This window comes from Paenibacillus sp. JNU01 (assembly GCF_059130585.1).
Map to the genome: position 1 here is coordinate 3,285,630 of NZ_CP169723.1, position 20,599 is coordinate 3,306,228.

At 44.3% G+C, this 20,599-nt stretch carries 9 protein-coding genes; all 9 read right to left on the bottom strand.

Annotated elements, in window-relative coordinates; translation table 11 throughout:
* Window positions 1-31 precede the first annotated feature (31 nt).
* Window positions 32-2,755 carry a stalk domain-containing protein gene (locus NLBNIHML_RS14360; protein WP_494354592.1) on the bottom strand — a complete coding sequence of 908 codons (2,724 nt, stop codon included), beginning with the start codon at window positions 2,753-2,755 and terminating at the stop codon, window positions 32-34.
* Window positions 2,756-3,195: 440 nt separating this feature from the next.
* Entirely contained in the window at window positions 3,196-6,906 is a 3,711-nt protein-coding gene (locus tag NLBNIHML_RS14365; RefSeq protein WP_494354593.1) for a SwmB domain-containing protein, read from the bottom strand.
* A gap of 192 nt (window positions 6,907-7,098) precedes the next feature.
* Window positions 7,099-8,301 (bottom strand): methionine adenosyltransferase, encoded by a 1,203-nt coding sequence (gene metK, locus NLBNIHML_RS14370; protein ID WP_494354594.1) that lies wholly within the window; start codon window positions 8,299-8,301, stop codon window positions 7,099-7,101.
* Window positions 8,302-8,555: 254 nt separating this feature from the next.
* On the bottom strand, window positions 8,556-8,828 hold the full coding sequence (locus tag NLBNIHML_RS14375) for an alpha/beta-type small acid-soluble spore protein (RefSeq protein WP_017691962.1): 273 nt from the start codon (window positions 8,826-8,828) through the stop codon (window positions 8,556-8,558).
* Between the two features lie 147 nt (window positions 8,829-8,975).
* Window positions 8,976-9,542, bottom strand: coding sequence for a hypothetical protein (locus NLBNIHML_RS14380; RefSeq protein WP_494354595.1), 567 nt, complete (start codon window positions 9,540-9,542; stop codon window positions 8,976-8,978).
* Window positions 9,543-9,676: 134 nt separating this feature from the next.
* Window positions 9,677-12,292: a hypothetical protein gene (locus tag NLBNIHML_RS14385; RefSeq protein WP_494354596.1), complete on the bottom strand. Its 2,616-nt coding sequence runs from the start codon at window positions 12,290-12,292 to the stop codon at window positions 9,677-9,679.
* 129 nt (window positions 12,293-12,421) lie between these two features.
* Window positions 12,422-15,376 carry an S-layer homology domain-containing protein gene (locus tag NLBNIHML_RS14390; RefSeq protein ID WP_494354597.1) on the bottom strand — a complete coding sequence of 985 codons (2,955 nt, stop codon included), beginning with the start codon at window positions 15,374-15,376 and terminating at the stop codon, window positions 12,422-12,424.
* Between the two features lie 578 nt (window positions 15,377-15,954).
* Complete coding sequence (locus NLBNIHML_RS14395; protein ID WP_017691958.1) at window positions 15,955-16,296, bottom strand: hypothetical protein; 342 nt, start codon at window positions 16,294-16,296, stop codon at window positions 15,955-15,957.
* A 204-nt stretch (window positions 16,297-16,500) separates the two neighbouring features.
* A complete protein-coding gene (locus NLBNIHML_RS14400; RefSeq protein ID WP_494354598.1) occupies window positions 16,501-20,454 on the bottom strand; it encodes an S-layer homology domain-containing protein in 3,954 nt (1,317 codons plus the stop codon).
* Between the last annotated feature and the right edge of the window lie 145 nt (window positions 20,455-20,599).

The window sequence follows — 20,599 nt, forward strand, 5'->3', positions numbered from 1 at the left end:
TTCTATCGTTTCCGGTATATATCATACCATATCACGATGAGATGGTAACGGTCTTCGTTTTCTGTTCCCATTTTACAGTGAGTCCAAGCTGCTCGGAAACGAGTCTGAGCGGGACTAAAGTCCTACCACCCGTTACGTATGGTGCAACAGTTGCGCTTTGTCTTTTACCATTTAGAATGAATTCTTTCTGCCCTACAACTAGATCAATCAGCTTGCTACCACGTAATACTGTGATCCGCTGATTTTTGCTATCCCAGCTTGCCTGACCACCAAAAGCGTCCAAAACATGTTTGATTGGCACATACGTCGTACCATTTTTCAGGACTGGTGCTGCATCAATTGCTTTTTTCGTTCCATTCACCGTCATCGATTTCTGTCCAAGCACAAGCGAAGCTGTTCCCGTAGGCAATCCAACTTCACTGGACTTGGAAGGCATCGTGAATGCGATATTGTCAAAAGCAACCGTACCTGTCTTCGCGCGCTCATCCTGACCCTCTTCCACATTCACCACATAAACTCGCTTCAGCTTTGCCGGATAGGCGATATTCAGTCCGTTCAGGTCCACGCTCAGCTTCTTCCATCCGCTCCAGTCAATCGCTTTAGCAAGATCGGCATATACCGTTTTGCCATTGGCATCCGTGAATTCAGCGCGCAACCAGTTCAGGCTCTTATCTCCCATAACATCCATCGACATTGATGTCGCTGCAGCAGATACCTCTCTGCCGGTAGAGCCGTTCAGTTGTGCATAAGCGTACATTTTGCCTGTTCCAGCAGTCATGTCATAACCAAGTTGCAATACATTGGAGCCGGCTTTTTCACCCGTTCCTGCTGTAACAGTTGCCGATCCGGTCACACCCGCTGCGTTTGTCGTGAAGTTGATCGGATAGCTCACATTTTCGAAGTTCTCCCAGATCGTTTCGCTTGCAGAAGCCGAGAGTACAACGACTGTGCTGTAACCATCATAACGTCCAATCGCATATCCCACTTGTGCACCAGAGTTGACCGAAGATACGGTTAATTGGTCCGCCGTAACTTTACCTTTGAACCCGATAAATTCCCATGTCAGCGAATCGGCCGGAACCGTCACACTTTGTCCGCTCTTCGTTGTTGCCGTTACAGGAATGGACATCGTTGTGCCCGCTTTGAGCGAACCGAGACCTGATCCTGCTGTCAGAGAAGCCAATTCACTTCCACCCAGTACCGATACTTTAATGGAAGATGAGGCTCCATTGCTCGTTGCCGTCAGCGTTGCTGTGCCTGGCTTCACGCCTTTGATCGTCCCGTTGCTGACACTCACAATGCCGTTGTTGCTGGACTTCCAGGACATGCTGATATCGCCTGTTGCGATCGGGTTGTAGTAGGTGTCATATCCTTTGGCTGTGTACTTGCCCTCTTGCCCCACCAGCAACGTTTGGCTGCCACTCACGGCAAAGCCCTTCAGTTTACCTACTGGAGCCGTAGAGAACACACCCAGCGTGTTTACAACCTGACGTTGCTCGGTGCCATACTCTGTGTTGAACGTTAGACCGGCGGTTTGCTCACCTAACGGACGTGTAACCATTGTCGTGGAGCCGCCACCGTCCAGGTTCATGCCTTTCCAGACGCCCACGCTGGTCATAAAGGATTGCAGTTCTGTCAGCGACATCCCGCTGCTGTTACTGTTTTTCTCCGCTGCAACGATGTAGACATACCGACCATCCTGAGAGTAGCCTACTGCCGTTCTTGCACGAATACCACCAATGCCGGACGCAGCGATATCCCGGGAGAAGGAAGCTGCCTTACCACCGTTCACCAAAATGGTATGACCACCGATCATCATTTCCAGATTACTTGGATCAACCGATTGTCCGGTTGTTTTGGCTTTCAGCTTGTAATCCGCATCCAAGGTTTGCCCAACAGATAGATGGCTCATGATCCATGTCGCCGCTGTTCCATGCGCACGCAAAATGTACCCATCCTGCGGCACCGTCATGTTTAACGCTTTTTTATCCGAGATTTGGGTGATTACTCCGTTCTGCACGAGAACCTCTGTCGGCGTTGTGGAAGGGTCATTCGGACGTTTGGTGGAGGTCCATGCCGGTGTATAAATATACATCGAGTTGGCATGACTATATTTCACCGCACCCGACTCTACCGTATAATCCTCTTTATTTATCCCACGCAAAGCAAAGGTTGAACCATCCTGGGCCTTCACCGTTCCATCAAAAGAATACTCGTCGATCATCGGTTTACCGTCCTTGGTCACCGTGAGTGCATACATGCCCGACAGTTCGGAAGGTGTGGAGACCAGTACCCCATCGGAGACCTGTCCACCAATTGGAGCGAGCTCCCCGGATACATTGAAGTAATCGCCATTTACAGCAGCCACTGCACCATTTTCCTTGGCCATGGCACCTGTGCTCTGTTTGCTGTTCAGATTACCGCCCTTGCCTGTCATCACATCCAGCTTCACATACGGGTTCTGCAGATCCACCTGGACCACATCCGCCAGTACGTTGACCTTGGAACCGGAACGTGTTGTCGTATATCTGTATTTCATGAGCTTCGCACCCGAAGTCAGAATTTCTTCACTCAACTTGCTTGTATTCGTAGATGCCGCTGCGGCCACCGATTGCCATGAAGTGCCTGACCACATCTGCCCGCCTGCACTCATCACCGGTGCAATCCAGATTACACCCGCCAGCGTCACTATTGCCCATTTCTTCACCTTACTGCCCTTAACGTCTTCCAGCTGTTTCCCATGTTTCCCCAGCATGTCTGAAACGTCTCTCCCATCTTGTATATCAATCTTAGACATCACGAACACTGCCAAGTAGGCAGTAGATAGCGAGATCTCTAGTATACTCTTCTATTAATAGACTGCTTTTAGTGGAAAAAGTTACGCCACTAGCTAACTTTGAGGTATTTATTGGTTAATCCATTCCACACGTTTATGCTATGTAGTTCAACTAATCAAAAAATAGACTTCGTCTGTGCACGAGTCAGCACAACAGAAGTCCATTTATAATTCATATATGTCCTATTAACTTAAAAGTCTTCTACCACAAATTCAATATCATTATAGTACCTCTGCAATATAATTGGTTTCGGCTTTCTAATACCTTTTTCACCAATTCATGTGGTGATAGTTTAAATCTAGGATTACTAAAAAGGAACACCTCAAGAAGTTCGCCTCCTTGAAGTGTCCCTATTAATTTATAGATATTCCAACTTATCCAAAACCCGTTTTAACATGACTGCTGCCTGAGCGCGAGTCGCGTTCCCCTGGGGTTCGAATGTTCTCGCTGTCATGCCTTGAATAATTCCCTCTTGCACTGCTTTGGCAACAGAATCCTTGGACTGAATTTTATTGCTGTCCTTGAACTTGGACAATGTCGACGTAGCAGAGGATTGAAGTGAGACCGTTTTCCCACCGTAGCTCATCGCCCGAACCATCATGAGAGCCATCTGTTCACGCGTGATTTCGCTTTCCGGTTTGAATGTACCATCCGTGTTGCCTGTAATAATGCCGGCTTCTGCCGCGGCACCAATGTAGGCACTGGTCAGATCTCCTCCGCGAATATCACGGAAACGACGTGCAGCATTCTGATCTCCTTTTAAACCAAGACCTTTCGCTACCAATTCGGCAAACTCGGCACGTGTTATTTTCTGATTAGGTCCGTAATAGGAGCCATTCGTGGCCCCAATGATCCATTTGGACGACAACTCTTTGATGACTGCACCTGCCCAATGGCTGGAGGTATCCTGATAACTCACGGAATGAGTGACAGGCACGATGGTCTGGTTACCGTTCAGTTGTCCTTTAACGACCACTCCTCCTGTTGTACTCGCAAACGTATGCGGCACATTCGCCAGAATCAGTGTAGTCGGATCAATATACGTAAACCCGGAAGTTGCTGTAGGTGTGTTTACAGGCAACTGCATTGCGAGCTGGCTTTTGATATTCTGCTCTACCCGTTGATTCGTATTTCCACTAAATGCAGAGAGGTAGATGTCTGTAACATTACCAAGCTTCTGTGCTCCAGCAACTGCCAGCATTCCGTCGATCGTCCCTGAACTGGAGACAGGAACCGTCTCCACCTGTACATAGAAGTAGGAGGCATCCGTGTTGGTTGTGTTTCCCCCTACAGCTTGACTCATTGCGGATACATCCAGATTGGAAAGTGGGACCATCCACAGACGATCACCATATTTGACACCGATTGAACCTGTACGGTTACTTAATGCAACCTGAGCCAATGTGTTAAGCGGGAATCCTACATAAGCGGAAGATTCACTGGCAGGGACTTCAAATACAACAGGTTGTGTTGTTTTGCCAGTTGTTGTTGCGTACTGGAAGGCTTGCAAAAGCTTCGCACCGTCTACATTGAACTGACGAGTAGAGCGATTGTTGCGTGACATCATTGAAACTGTAGCTGCTGTATCCGTGCTCATCACAAGCAGAGCTTGTCCATAACTTGACGAGTCTTGTTCTGTAAGCCAAGAAGGACGACTGTTCGTCTGGTTGCCTGTCGAACTACTACCATTTTGTTGCAGAGGAAGCGGTCCGAACGCAGTAATGGTGTTGTTCAACGCATCTCGCAGCGGAACGGCTCCCGGAGTATAGCTGACCGTACCTGTCTGTCCTGCTGTTGCCGAGTTTGAGAGATTAAGAGTCACGATCGAACCCGATATGGAGGCATTCAGAACATTCGTTGTTGTCCCTCCAAGCTGCACACTAAACTGTGAAACAGTTAGAGCCGTCTGAGCCTGAAGTGCATCTCTAAAGTTAATATATACTTTGTCCCCTTGAAGAGTTGCCGACAATATTTTCCCGTTACCAAAGGTATATTTTACTGGAGCCAGATTAACGTATCCTGCAGGATTGTTGTTTAGATCGGTTAAACGCAGGGTACCTGGCACATAGGAAAAGGTTACGTTTTGAGTGCTGGCAACTGTGTTGGCCAGCGTCAATGTAATCAGATCATCCTCAATCTCGGAATCATTGACAAATACGGCTTTACCATCTACCAATACGGAATATTGGCTCTTGAGTGGCTTATTCGTCCGGCTCAGCGGTTCATTATATCTGATCCACATCGTCGTACCACTCACTTCTGCACTCTTGAACTCAGGTGGTTTCGTGTCAATACTGTTACGTACATAGAACCCGTTGAATCCAGCTAGAGCTTGACCACGACTGTCTTTCACTGGCCATGTTCCTGGCGCATAGGATACTTGTACCACTTCACCATTCTGGATGGAACGACTCAGATTAAGCGTCACCAACGAACTGTTATTGGTGGATATGCTGCTGATGCCCACCGCTGACCCGTCTGCTGTAACACTGAATTGTCTCACCGCATCACTGGAGTTAATATAGACGGTCTCAGGATAGTACAGACTGATTGTATTGTAATAAGCTGTGCCTTCGCGTGGTTTCGACATAATGGAATCGAGACTGTTCTCTACATCTCTGGCTCCAAATGCCGGAGCCGCGTTAAGAGACAGATCCTGAATTTTACGTGTTCCTGTTCCCGGTGCGTAGGCAATGCGGACAACCTGACCTACGGCTACACCAGTATCCAGAACAACATATACACTGTCTCCTGAAACATAGGAAGAACTTACATTCCGGTTCTCTCCGTTAACCGTCACTGTGAAGCTGGAAGCAAACGGATCAAGACTGGAGAGCAACTCATCATACGTTAATCGAATGATCGTATTGCTGTACATTTTGGCTGTTTTCAGTACAGGTGGTGTTGTGTCTACGGTTAACGTTCTAAAGGTCCACGATGTGGCCCCATTCAGACCCGTAAACAGATTTCCCGTCTGATCCCGGAACACATTCGCAGGAATATCAACCGTATACGTTGTGTTGCTTGTCAGAGTCGTTTGCGGGATGATGCGCAACTGTCTGGGGTTGGACGTACTAATTAATGTCGTCGAAGCCACAATCCCGCCGTTTGCATTCTTAACCGTAGCTGAACTTGCGTAATTCCGGTCCAGATCTTTGTTGAATGTCAACGTAAACTCATTCGTGAGTGATACGCCTGTTGCTCCGTTTGTTGGAGACAGGCTGGATACGGTCAGGGCTGTGGGATCGGATACTACATTGAATCCCCATGTTGTTCGCTGAATGGCTCCCGTATCATTGTTCAGGTCATCACGCAAAAAACCTTCCGGAACTGCTATGTAAATCGTGCTGTTATTCGCCCAATTGTTCACTGGATCAATCGTCACCGTGGTTCTCGCCGTATTGAAACTAATTCGGTTTGAATTGGCATCAATCTCTTCCAATAATGTAGTGCCACGATAGATCTGGAGCTTGCCAGCACCGACTTTCATTGCCCGATCATAAGTTAGTTGAATATTGGCTGAAGGAGATACATTCGCAGCTGCGTTAAGAGGCGACTGCCCAGTTAATTGAGCTGTACTAACTCCTGATGTCCGGAATGTCCACTCTTTGTTCAGACCCTCAACCGGTTGACCGTCCCCATATACGAAAGACTGGCTACCGATCGTAACATAGAATGACCCTCCAGGCAGAGCAGCAGGAAGCTGGATTTGCACACGTTTCCCCAAAGTTGCATCAATAGCAGCATCATCTGCCACGACAGTCACTGCCGCATTCGTTACGGAAACTTTTGTTACGATCGAGTCATCCTGAACTCGGCGTACAGTAATTTCCTCTGTAGAAGTGTCGATTTTCTTTACTGGCTTAATAAAATCAATCGTCAGTGGTGCTGATCCACTCGCCTGTTGTTCGTTCACAGCAGGTGACGTTGTGCTAATTCCTTTTCCCGTCAACTCATCGGCGGCATAGGCGAACTCTACTCCTCCCCATCCGGCGAGTATCCCTTGAGTGACTAACATCAAAATCATAAGACTAGCCAATCCCCTACGGGCCATTTTTCTCACAAACACCCAACCTTCCCCCTTATCTCATTCTCCTAATTGTCTGATATACAGACCTCTATATTTATGTCGGTCAGAGAGAGATTTTCAATTAATAAAATGGAAATGTATGGTGCTTTATTTTGTAAAAAGATGCAAAAAGCCCCTGATTCCATATTGGAATAAAGGGCTTCATAAGAAGATCACTATGCAATTAGCTAATTACAGACCTGCTTGAGTTTTCAAAAGGTCTGCTTTGTCCACTTGCTCCCAAGGTACATCCAGATCTGTACGACCGAAGTGACCGTAAGCAGCAGTTTGTTTGTAGATTGGGCGACGCAGATCCAGCATACGAATGATGCCAGCCGGACGAAGATCGAAGTTGTTGCGCACAAGCTCAACCAATTTCTCTTCGCTGACTTTACCAGTACCGTATGTATCCACGTTGATCGATACAGGGTTGGCTACACCAATCGCATAAGCGAGCTGGATTTCCACTTTGTCTGCAAGTCCTGCAGCTACAAGGTTTTTCGCTACGTAACGAGCCGCATAGGCTGCGGAACGGTCTACTTTTGTCGGATCTTTACCAGAGAACGCACCACCGCCGTGACGTGCATAACCGCCGTAAGTATCTACGATGATTTTACGTCCAGTGAGGCCTGCATCTCCCTGAGGTCCGCCAATAACGAAACGTCCTGTTGGGTTGATAAAATATTTAGTCTGCTCATCCAGCAATTCCGCTGGAACGACAGGCAAGATGACATGTTCTTTGATATCTTTTTGGATCTGTTCCAGTGTAGTCTCTTCAGCGTGCTGAGTAGACACAACGATGGTATCCACACGTACCGGCTTGTCACCGTCGTATTCAATCGTTACTTGCGTTTTACCATCCGGACGAAGATATTCCAACGTACCATTCTTACGCACTTCCGCCAGACGGCGTGCGATACGGTGGGATAATGCGATTGGCAAAGGCATGAGTTCAGGTGTTTCGTTCGTTGCAAAACCGAACATCAGACCTTGGTCACCTGCACCAATATTCTCTGTTTCACGAGCAACTTGTTCCGGGTCACGGTTCTCAAGCGCTGCGTTAACGCCTTGGGCAATATCAGCGGACTGCTCATTCAGAGAAGTCAGAACTGCACAAGTGTTATAATCAAAACCGAACTTGGCACGTGTATAGCCAATATCCTTAATTGTATTACGAACGATGGACGGGATGTCCACGTATTCAGAAGCTGAACTGATTTCACCGATGACAAGCACTAAGCCTGTGGCTACGGAAACTTCGCAAGCTACACGAGCATTGGGGTCGTTTGCAAGAAACGCGTCCAATACGGCGTCTGAGATCTGATCGCAGATTTTATCCGGATGTCCTTCAGTTACAGACTCCGATGTAAATAGATGCCGGCCTTTAACAGACATGAAGTTTCAACCTCCCATAACTAGTAGTATGGCGATTGCCCGAACAAAACATGACAGCGATTCGTTCACTGTACCCTCGAAGCTTTCCAAATGGAATAAGGACCCTGGGTCCGCAGTTACGAAGATAAGGATTTTTCAGGTAATTGCCTCAAACGAAAATCAACCTTTCCCTAGTGGAAAAGGTTGCATACCTCAAATGCCATCTTAACGTATTTGTCAAGACGTGTCAAACGAATTGGGGTAAGGAAAATGCCCTATAAGTGCTGCTCTGCCTGACGAATTAGCCTTTTGGTGATCTCTCCACCAACGGATCCATTCTCGCGGGAAGTCAGATGTCCCCACCCTTTGTATTGCCCGTAAGAGTGATCACTCACTTCGCCCAGTTCAGATCCAAATTCTGTATCCGCACCAGCCAGACCTCTGCCACCATAACCCACATTGAGACCAAACTCCGCAGCAATCTCATACTTCATCTGATCCAGCATTTGACGACTTTCGGGTACCACTTTGCGATTGCTTCTAGCCATGTCCCTGCACCTCCATTAATTGATTGTCAACAGTTATAGAGTGGGCAGGAACAAGGCTTGCTAGCCGTATTAATGTTTGTTAGAACTGGTTAATCTGAGCAAATGAAATGTATGAATAATGAATAATTCCTTTAACATTAGCAAAACCTATTTCAAAGTATATCCACCACGAACCATTACGGTTAGGCTATATTTGTTTCCTTCCAATACCGTGATCCCCCGTCCATCCCTTGGAAAAGAGAGCAGGTGATTGGTCGGCGCTGCCTGTCCATTCGTGAGGTCAATCCCGTCCGTCAGATCCGCTACACCATTCGTACCTTCACTGACGATCACAGCCTTGCCGCTTCGTACAATGAACTCCGCGCCAGACTTGCCGATCAGCTGTTGACCCGGCTTCACGGTTACGATCTCAACGGCATCAGAAGCACCTGAGACCAGTGGAGGAAGCGAAGTATCTCCACCTGTGCTACCCGTGTTCCCCGTTCCCGTAGAGCCTGAGTTACTACCGGATGAGTTACCAGAACCTGTGCTAGCACCGCCACCCAATGCTTTTTGAATCTGCTGATCTACATAACTCTTCGTTACAACCGGATCGTCTGCTGTTCCTGGCTGACTTGTACCTGCACCGATGGCTGTATTACTGTATACCGACCCAACCCACACGCCAACACCGATGGCGAGCGCAGCAAGGGATACTTTCATATAAGGTTTCATGTGAATCATTTTCCTCCTCTGGTAATCTATTAACTTTAACTATAGAGAAAAAATAGGGATGCGACAAGCAAAACCTCGTTTCCATTGGGGTGGAAACGAGGTTAATAAAGTATTCATGGTACTGATTCTTATAATTAGAGCCCATTCGTAGGAAACGTTGGTAATTCAAATTCTTCTTTTGGCAGCTTAGTAATGTCAAATCCATAACTCTGCTCTGCAAGACGAATACGTTGTCCTTGGAATTGGTCATACACTGTTAAGCGATAAGAACCGCCACGTAATTTCTCATAAATACTATCTTCAATACTCCAGTTCAAAGTCTGATTGCTACCGACTTTGAGATCGGTTCCAAGCGTTACTTCTTTCTCAAATGTTTTACCAGTTTGATCCGTTATAGCTAAGATCAATTTATGTTCGTTCTCTCCCATCTCAATTTCCTCATTGCGACTCAGGCTATAATTCATATCAATCTGTACGGAAGAGCTACCCGCCAGATAAGCACGAACGCTGTTAGCTGTCAACGCATATGGATAGAGATCAATATTGGTAAGTGAACCCTGTACGCTGATCGAAGTTGGCGGTACTTCAAATGCCAAAGCATTCACATAAGCGGTAGCTTCGCCTTCACCTGTAACAAACTTGTTATCGGCAATACCTTCTCCTACAACTAAACGCAGGTCTGAGAACGTCACGGACTTCGGTAGCTTGGCCCAGAACGTCACAATCGATTTCTGGCCTGGACCCGGTTTACTATCTGTTTGCTTCGCTGTAGCACGGTAATACTGCCCGTCTGCTGTTTTGAAATAACCTACAAGTTTGCCAAGACCACTCTGACGGAGTGATTTGTTGGTAACTTCGAACTCTGTATATACGATATCTGATGAAGTACCTGGATAACGGATCGTTCTGCGCACACCCATCTCCGTCTCTTTATCACCAATTCCCAACGTATACGTCTTGCCTGTTCCAACATACGAAACGGGTTGTATTAAGCCGGATGTGTTCAGCGTAATCCATTCATTCGTTTCTTCCTCGCTCACTTTCTCACTCAAACTAACCTCAAGACGAGACATCCTCAGATCAGAAGGAATCTTGGTTAACAAGTATGCTTCAGTTGTCATACCAGCCCCTAAGAGTTTTCCTGATTGAGTATAGATCAGTTTCTTGTCGCCCTCAATCTGAGCAGAATCTATGGTAAACATTGCCTCAAGTTCAGGCAGTTGCACCGTTTTGCTACTTGCATTACGAATAGTCACTTTTGCGGCAATAATATCACTATCCAGCCATGGTAGCCGTTGCAGTGACCCCAATGAAACACCAAACGTTCCTTTATTGTTCTTAATCACAGTCTCTGTTGTTAATCCATCTCCACTAGATACCGATTCAGGGATTGCGTAGACGCCTACAGGATAGGAGAAAACAAACCCATTGGTTGGAGAAGAAGCTGTTGTTGACTCTGTACTTTCATTTTTGTCCACCGGACTCATTACATAGAGTTTTATCTTTTTGGTATCCCCATCACCCTGAAGGGTTGCACTCAGCTTAATCGTCTTAATATCGCCAGGGTTCAACTTCAATGCATCCAAAGCTTTGGTTTCGATCGGATAGACTGTTCCGTCTGTATTCCGTACCTCGAAGGTATATGTCGGCACCTTAATGGCTTTTTTCCCTTCATTCTTGAGCTTCATTTGAAGGTTAAGACTATACTCACCATCATCAATTCGAACTTTGGCAGATTCAAGCAGTGTGGACAGTCGTTGTCCTTCGACAGAAATGATGTTTGGCTGATTGGCAGCAACCTCTACATTCGTCTTGCTAGCCTCTGGCAATTGCAGTGCAGCAACAGGCAGAACACTCTTCTCTTCACCCTGTTCTTCTACCAGCAACAACTCAGACTTTTGCAGCTTCACTGATGTAGGAAGAGATGCCATCAGACTGAGAGCCTTATTAGCTTGGGCTTGGATACTGACATTTGTGCTGTCTTTATCCGGGGTTAGCGGATAGTTCGTACCACCTGGCGTTCGCAAAATCCATTTGATGTTTGGATTTTCAAGTAATTTATAACTGATATTGTTTAAATTCACGCCAATTTTCACATACTGTTTCTTATATTCACCTGGAAACACTTTAATACCTGATACTTTCACCTTCACAGCAGAATCGCTTAGACGAACTGTCTTCGGTTTGCCCACAGGTGTGGTTATGCTATAGGATGCGGGCACGTTAAACTTCCCCAGCGTACGTTCATAGTTAGCTTGACTGAAATCCCACTTCACGATGAGGAAGTTCAGATCACTCAGTTTCACTTCGCGACCCACCTTCATGACGTAGGTCAACTCCACCGTTGATCCGGGCGCAACAGTTTTCTTTTCCTGATCTTTGGCGATCAGTTTAGGCGAGAACGATGTTCCACCCTTGGTTTTTACTTTGCTCCAGTAATCAAGCATCATCATTGGGGTACTGTCATTGTTCTTATAAGACAATGTATACGTAACCACATTGCCATCGTCTTGAGCCAAGATATTGACATCAGTTAATCTTACGGAACTTCGCGCTGTCACTTTAACAGCTGATAGGTTTCCGAGTGTATGTACAACCTTCTGAGTTGTTGTTGTTTTCATTGATGTACTGCTATTTGAACTGGTGGCAGACGTTTTGTTGGTTGTGCTCGCTGCCATGGTGATGCCAGCGGTTGAACTGATCAACATTGCACTTGCGAGCAAGCTCACAAACATTTTCTTTTGATCCACTTCCAAACCTCCCATAAGTTGCTTGTTGCTTTATAGTATAAACGTTTGAGAAGAGGAGAAAGTTACGATGTTGTTGTAAACATAAAAAAACACCCTTCAGTAAACTGAAGGGTGCTAGTTGTAGATCTATTATGGTTGTACAATTCTTCCTGCTTCGCTAAATTTAGCAACGGAAACTTTGCTATCATCAGCTTTAACAGCCGTAGAAGCACCCGCGTAGGAAACGCTGAAGATTGCATCTGCAGTAGCTACTGGGTTAGTAGTATCAACTGTAAATGTCAATGATGCAGGAATTGCAGGAACATTACCAGCTGCTGGAACGCCAGCATTTGCAGTAATTGAAGCTGCATCAACTTCTGCTTCTTCAGAACCAATTACAACAGTAAGCAAATCTTTAATCAATTCTTTGTCTGTAGAAATTTCGATATTTTTATCGAATTTAACAGTAACATCGAATTGAGTAGCGCTTGTTTGTGTAACAACTACAGGATTAGAAGAAATCAGAGATGCTGCAATTTTGTTAGTCAGAGTGGATCCAGTAGGAACGTTTACAACGTTACCGAATGCATCTACAGTGCCAGTTCCAACACGAACCAATTTCAAGTTAGTGAAGTCAGCAGCAAGTTCTCTGTCCAAAGTCAATGTCAACGTTTTTTGGTCAGCAGACAACGTAAAGTTATTAGCAACTGCTACAGTAGCGTCACTTGCATTTTGTACCTCGAAGTTATTAGCAACAACATTAGAGATAGGACCGTCAAACTTCACAACAACTGTTTTCTTATCAGTAACATTGATGTCTCCTGTTACTTTAACAGCATCAGTAGAAGCTCTAAGTGTTACTGGTGTGCTGTAACCTTTACCAGCAGCCAGATAAGCACCAGTTGCATCAGCAATATAGTTTGCTGTGATGTCAGTCAATGTGCTGTACTCATTAGCTGTCAAGTTAGTAGCTTCCAAACGAACAGTGTTAGCAGTGATCAATTGGATATCGTTATCCGATTTAACAACTTGCTTAGCACCTGTACCAGTAGTCAAGTACTTAGTTGCATTTACTGCACTACCTGCTCCATCAGCTGCAAGAGCACGATTGAATTGAACATAAATGTAGTTATGTCCGTTTTCAACAGTTTTCCAAGCATTTGTAACAGAAGCTGTAGAAGCTTGAGCTACAGAAAGTGAAACAGTGTAAGGAAGCAATACATTACCGATAGTTGCGGAATCTTTCACTCCAGCAATTGTCAGTGCATATACTTCGCTATTAAGGTTAGGACCAAAGTTGATTGTAACTGTTTTACCATCAGGCTGAAGTGCTGGCTGACGGATTGGGTTGCCGCTATTGTTAACAGCTGTAGAACTTGAAGGAATGCTACCTGCAGCATTTCTCAAGACATAGTTACTGCTATCTTGTGCAGAAGCTCTGTCAAGATTTTTGCTGAATACCAGTGTAGCAACGTAGTTACCATCTTCTTGAGCAAATTTAGTATCTACAACTACTGGACGTACTGTGTCCAAAGAAGGAGTTACTTTAACATCCAGATTAGCAGAGTTACCGCTGTAATCTGTAACATTAGTCAAACGAATGTTATTTTCAGATGCATTCAATGGATTTGTGAAAGTCAATGTTACTTTGTTATCACTCACAACTGTAGTTGCAGGAGTGAAGGAAGTCACATTAGCATAAGCACCGGAAACGGATTTCACTGGCTCATCAAAAGTGATTGTAACTTGTTTCAAATCTTTTGAAGTTACGGATGAAACTACTGGAGCAGTAGTATCAACTGTTGCAGTAAATTCAGTAGTGTTTGGAACGATTGACAGACCTGAGTAATCAGTTACGTTGCTTACACGAAGAGTGTGTGCACCTTCTGTCAACTCAGTTGACAAGATTACAGTATCTGGGTATGTGTATTGAACAGTCGCAGCGATAGCTTTGTCGTCAATACGGAAGTTACTGGAAATGATACCTTGTTGTCTAACAGGCTCACTGAATTTGATTTTCAAAGCTTTAGTTCCGAGAGCTTGAACAGACTCTACAGTTGGAACTGTTACATCAAGTGCTGCAAACGTAGCAGTACCAGAGATTGTTTTGGAACTATCAGCATTTTTAACATTGTTTACTGTAACAGTAGTTTGTCTTTGATTTACAAAGTTGCTGTTATCAGCCAACAACAAAGTTACTGATTTTTTGTCTGCAGAAGCAGTTGCGCTTTCGATCGTCAAACCGCTGATTGTGTAGTTGCTTACAGTTTCAGCAGAATCATGATCTACTGTTCCGTCGAATGTTACTACTACTTGTTTAAGGTTATTTGCAGTTGCAGATTCAACCTTAGTAGCTGTAGTTACTGCATAAGTAACTTTCTCAGTGAACTCTTTATCTTTGTAAGTGAATTTCACTTCAGTTTCTTTGTTAGCTTCGAGAGCTTTATCCAAAGTTACTTTAACGGATTCACCGTCGCTGATTTTAAAAGTAACAACTTTACCAGCTTCGCTTACTTCATAAGAAGTAACTTTCAAGCTTTGAGCTTGATCGATTGCGAATGCTGCACCTACCAACAACTCGCGGGAAGCATTGCCAGCGAAGTTAGCGTTAGCGTCGATCAGACCTGCGTTGATCGCTGCTTGAGCATAACCTTTAGCCCATGCTGCTGCACTGTTGTTAGTTTCAGTTGGGATTTCAAGATCAAGTGCACGAGTCAAGATTGTAGCCATTTCAGCTACTGTCACTTTACCGTTGAAGTCAAAGATTTTTTTCTCTACGTTTTTACCTTCCATGATACCCGCAGCTGTTACAGCTTCGATGTAAGGTACAGCCCAGTTTTTAGCTGTGTAGTTTTTGTCAGTGTAAGAAAGAGTTCCAGTGATCTCTTTCAGACCTAGCAATTTAGTGATAACTTTTGCGAACTCAGCACGAGTCATGTCTTTATCAAGACCTGCTGTGCCATCTGGATAACCAGAGAAGATACCTTTTGCTTTCAATGCATCAAACTGTTGTTGTGGTGAAACTGCTGTGTCACCGAATGCTACAGATGCAAACATTGAGAATGCCATTGCTGTAGACAATGCTACGGATAAAATTTTCTTCATAACCTTTTTGTCTCCTCCTTGGGCGTTCATAACATTAGAATTTTCTTTAATAGGGTCGCTCGTATTCCTCATATATTGTTGCACCCCCTTTCCAGAGTTTTGAGCAAGTTAATATAAATGATGTCTGTGAGCATATCACAGAAACTTGTAAACAAGATAATAGAATCACACGTAAATAGAGTAGTTTCCTAATCCTACCTACGTATTATACAATGGGTCTCTCGTGCCGTAAAGCAATTTTTTCTAATAAATAGACAAGATTCTTCACGAGGTCAATCTTGGTAAGTTGCCCAATGTTTTTGACTCTACATCTTAAACGCAGCAGATTTCAAAAAGTTGCGGATTCTTCAAAAAAAGTTTTGAACTTATTTATGTATTGATGCAGCGCGGTCTCTAGCAGGTTCAAAACCTTTAATACAGCTGAATTTATAACCTCTTCTTTGAAATCACACTGTGTAAGGAATGATGTAGACGTTTATTTATACCCGTTATTTTCCACGATGAAGCGACAAAATCTACAATATTGAAATAAAAAAAGAGGGCCCTCAGGGCCCTCTTCTTGGATCAGTGACTATAGCTTAGCGGATCTTCATCGCCAACTCAATAATCTGAGCACGCATATTTGGATCACTGTTCAATCTCAGATACATATCATCAATCGGTTGTCTGTTCTCGCGGTATGTTTTCTCGTGCTTCATCGTAGTATGAGACCATTCAATCAATTCATTCTCAGCCAGAACCAGATTGTTATACGCATCATGGAAGCCAGTGGACTGTACAAGTCCTTCCATGACTTCCTGAGAGATCTCTTCAGTCTTACGTGTATCTTCCAACTTTTTCTCCAGAATGACTGCTTGCTTCTCGAACTGTGTCTTTGCCTTCATGTAGCCCAGCTGGGCTCTCGAATAAATCGGTTTCATTAGCTAACTTCACCCTCTAGATCATTGTGTATTTACCGTTATTGTATCTTAATCTCTAGCAAATTACAAAAATAGTTATTGGTAATAAACAGATTTCTTCTATTATAAATGAATTCTATATAAGCTGTTCTACAGTCATAAAAAGAACCCACCCCTTTAGTAAAAGGGACAGGTCCTTCCTAAAATTATCTCAACACTGTTAGATTAACTCAATGTTTTCGGGAATAGCTTCGTGCTCTTCTTAAGCAGTTCTACAGCAATCTTGGCTGCTTCTGCACGAGTCATATTACCTTTTGGATTGAATTGGAATTGCGTTTTGGCTGCACCTGGAATGTTTACAGGGCTTCCTTCCATGATTTTTGCTTTGGTAACCGCCACAATAGCTGGTCGTGCATAGAAATCAATAGAAGTTGAATCCAGGAACGATTTGGCCAACGTAGCCGTCAGCTTACTGTCATTAGCTGCAAGCTTGGCATTCATCGCACGCGCAATCATAACAGCTGCCTGCTCCCGTGTAACCGGCTGATCCGGTCCAAAGAAGCCATCACTAAGTCCTTGAACAATACCTGCGCGTGCTGCTGTTTCGATCGCTTCATATGTCCAACGATCCGATTTGGTGTTCTCGGAAACGTCTGTGAAGGTTGTTTTGCTTGGTTTTACCAATTGGATATCCATACCTTTGACAAGCAAAGTAGCAAATTCGCCACGTGTTGTCTGATCATCCGCACCAAATGCATTGGTTCTCAGCGGATTCATAATCCCTTTGGAATACATCGCATTCAGCAAGTTCCGTGCCCATGGATGGTTTGTGATATCCGGGTAACTTTGACTTTGCTTCATGACTTTGTAATAACCAAATTCATCAAACGGTACGGTAATGGTGTGACTCTTCGTATCCACCGCACCACCTATGGAAACCCATTTACCTACATTAGAGTCATCCGAGTAACGATATACGGTAATTGTAGACCCTACATCGTCAACAATGGATGGATCATAGCTCAGCGTTAACGTTCCGCGCTGGGATGGCGTCAGAATACGCTCTTGAGCATATCTTGTAAACTCTCCATCAATGGAATACGGTGTAATTCCGTTCGTTCCTGCTTTGTATCCGTTCGTACCACGATCACCCAGTTCACCCAGACCACCGTTGATCCAGTAAATATCAGATACTTGAGTGAAGTTGGCTGTATTAATCACCGAGGCGAAGAAACTCGACAACTCGGTAGGAATACGGATTACGCTGGCACCATTGGTGCTTCTGTCATCTGCATTAACTCCGATAACATTCCCGTAGTCATTCTTACGTTCTACAACCCCATCTTTTGGATCAGCGATACCAAACAGCAGTTTATTGTCTGGATAGAACTTCACCATGCCACTTGTTGTTGTCGATTGCAGCACTGTTCCTTTCGGGAATGAAAGCACCAAATTTTTGTTAAACACAGTATATTTGTTGGCTACCTTAGGAGCCATGTACTGTGAATCAATCGCGATCGCACCTGTATAATACACATTGATTGTATCGTTAATGGTGCCACCCTCGCGGATAATCTGAATCTTAATTGCATTATTCTTGTCTGCTTTGAGTCCTACATAATCCAATACAAAACGATTATTCATATCCGTACGTTTAACTGCAGGCTCTTTACCAATCAATACTTGGGATGCTCCCTCAGCTTCAATATCGAAACGAACAAAGTTTTTGTTCACAACGATGTTATTACCTACCGTAGGCTGTGGAGACAAAATACGGTATGAAGAAGGTTCGCGTACAATCTCCAAACGTTGTGTCGTTCTTGCACCTGTGCTGTTGATCAGTTCGAGTGTGTACACATGTGTTCCGGGTACATCAAACTTCAGATTCTGAATCCGTGCGATAAACAGGTCACTATTACCTGTAATATCATAGCTTGGCAATCCAGTTGTAGCCGGTTGATTTACTTCGAAAATCGTTGTACTTGTCAATTCTTTAGTGAAAATTTTATCGGAACCAAAGTAGACGTTCACAATATCTGCACCACCGCCATTAATGACGAGGTCATAATTCTCTTCACTTGTAACATACTTGTCTTCTTTGAACGCAAATTCAGGTGTAACCGAGAAAATGCGCTTCATCTCGTCATCTTCATATTGCGTAATTGGTTTGTTAATAAACTGCTGACGTGAGTCCTTAGGAATCAGCGTAGGCATGAATGATGTCACTGTTGACTGATTTTGGTCAATGACGTTGATCTTCAACGTAGTCGAGATCGTGATTGGAAGTTTGTTGGCATCCTCGTCTGTAGCACGAATTAGAATCGTGTTCTCACCATATACAATTGGTCCTGATTTCAAGACGGGAAGATCTACACTGAACGTTCCATCTGCATTCGGGAACGTTGTTGCCGTTGTATGCTTTTTACCATTCACCAATATTTCAGCCACGAAGTTAGTACCGCCAATGGTTTTAAAACCAATAAAACGTCCTTTTAACGTAAGCTTCTGTTCGTTGCTCTTGGAGTTAAATGTATATGTCTGTCCATTCTGAAGACTTTCCACATATATCGAACTTGCAGTTACATAAGAAATTTTCACGACCTTAGGCAAATTGGTCGGACTACCATAATAAAAACGTACTTGTTGATCTCCACCAAGGAAACCTGATATTTTATAGATTTTTTGGTTATTAGGTAATCCCGTTGGCGAAGCTACGTTAGCTACAGTTAGCTTGGTTGTGCCTGTTGGTAAATATTCACCTACAAGCGTCCCTGAAATAGGTTCACTGGATTCTACCAGAATGAAGAACTCATCGCTTTGCAGCTTAGTGCCATCAAGCTTCGTTTGGGAATCAATGGCTTCACCCACTTTGTAGTCAGGCAAATAATAAATTTCTGTGATATCCTGTGCTCCTGGAGAGAAGGTATAACTTGCGTTATATCCCGCACTGAAATTACCGTAAGCGAGACGGAGACGAAGCGTCTGATCCTTCTTCGGAGTTGTTCCATCTGCGGCAAGTTCCAAGTTATACGGTGTTGTAACCTCGAATTTTACCAATCGATACTCAATGGTTACACCATCCGAGCCCGTGATTAGTACCTCTTCATCAGGATCTGACTCAAACACAAAATTAGTTGGTTGCGTCAAGTTGCCATTAGACAACGTGATTTCACCATTCGTCGGACTAAATGGATTAGGGCTCGCTGAATACGGAAGCAATACCTGTCCAGTCAATGTTGCATTGGTTTGACTGGTACCTGTAAAGGTTGGATTGCTACCCAAAATAGACTTGTCCTGTCCACCCAATTGCACTTTCAAATCCGTAAAAGGTTGATCTTTATCAAAATAATAAATGGAACGTTCTGTTTCAATGGCATTGGATGCGCTTGAAATTTTGAATTTCAAATTATTCAATCCTGCTTTTAATGCTAGCTGTGGCAAGAAGAACGATCCATCTTGCAGCATGGAGGCATTGATCTCGTCCCCGCCGTTCACTTTTACGCTTACAAGCGTAGAGTTCTGTACTTTACCTTGAATAGATACACGTTGGGTATCTACAACCGTGTTGGAACCTTCATTCAAGTTATAGGACTTGTTACCGCCTGTAGCGGAACTGTCCGTAAATACTTGGAAGCTCTCAATAAATGGAGCCTGATCGTACAATACATAGAATGTATCTGAGCGCTCAACTGATCCCTGGTTACCCGAGAAAGTAACCCGGTTGAATCCCGGGAACAGATTCAGGTTATTGGCTGTGAATTTGTTATTGCCACTTGGATCAGCAGTAACAGCAGTTGTAATTGATTTAGTGGAGTCCGGTACCCATTTGCTATCTGAACCGGATGTAACCAAATTCAGTTGTTCAACCTTAACCTTCAAGCTCGTATTGGATACAAACGCATAAGAACCTGAAATTGTAATTGATGAAGTTGAGGTTGTGTATGCATTCGAACGTGTCAAGAAGGCCTTGGTTGCATCTTGAACTATAGATAGAGCAGCGGTCTCCCGCAATGTTCTAAGATCTGGCGTAAAATATGTGGTATAAGCATTAGATCCTGGAGTTACCGGATCACCGTCTGCAGCTGAAGCAACAGCCCCACCGAATAGACCTTGTGGGAACAATGAGAACACCATGGTGACCAACATGATCCAGACCAACGGCCGTTTCTTTTGTTGCATTACGTATCATCTCTCCTCTTTTTAAGTCAGTTACCTTTATATATCGGCAAAAGGTTCCAATTATTTAGTAAAAATCTCAAAATAAACAAAAAACCTTATCCACGAGGGATAAGGTTGGGTCTGGAATAATATTCAAGAATAGCTA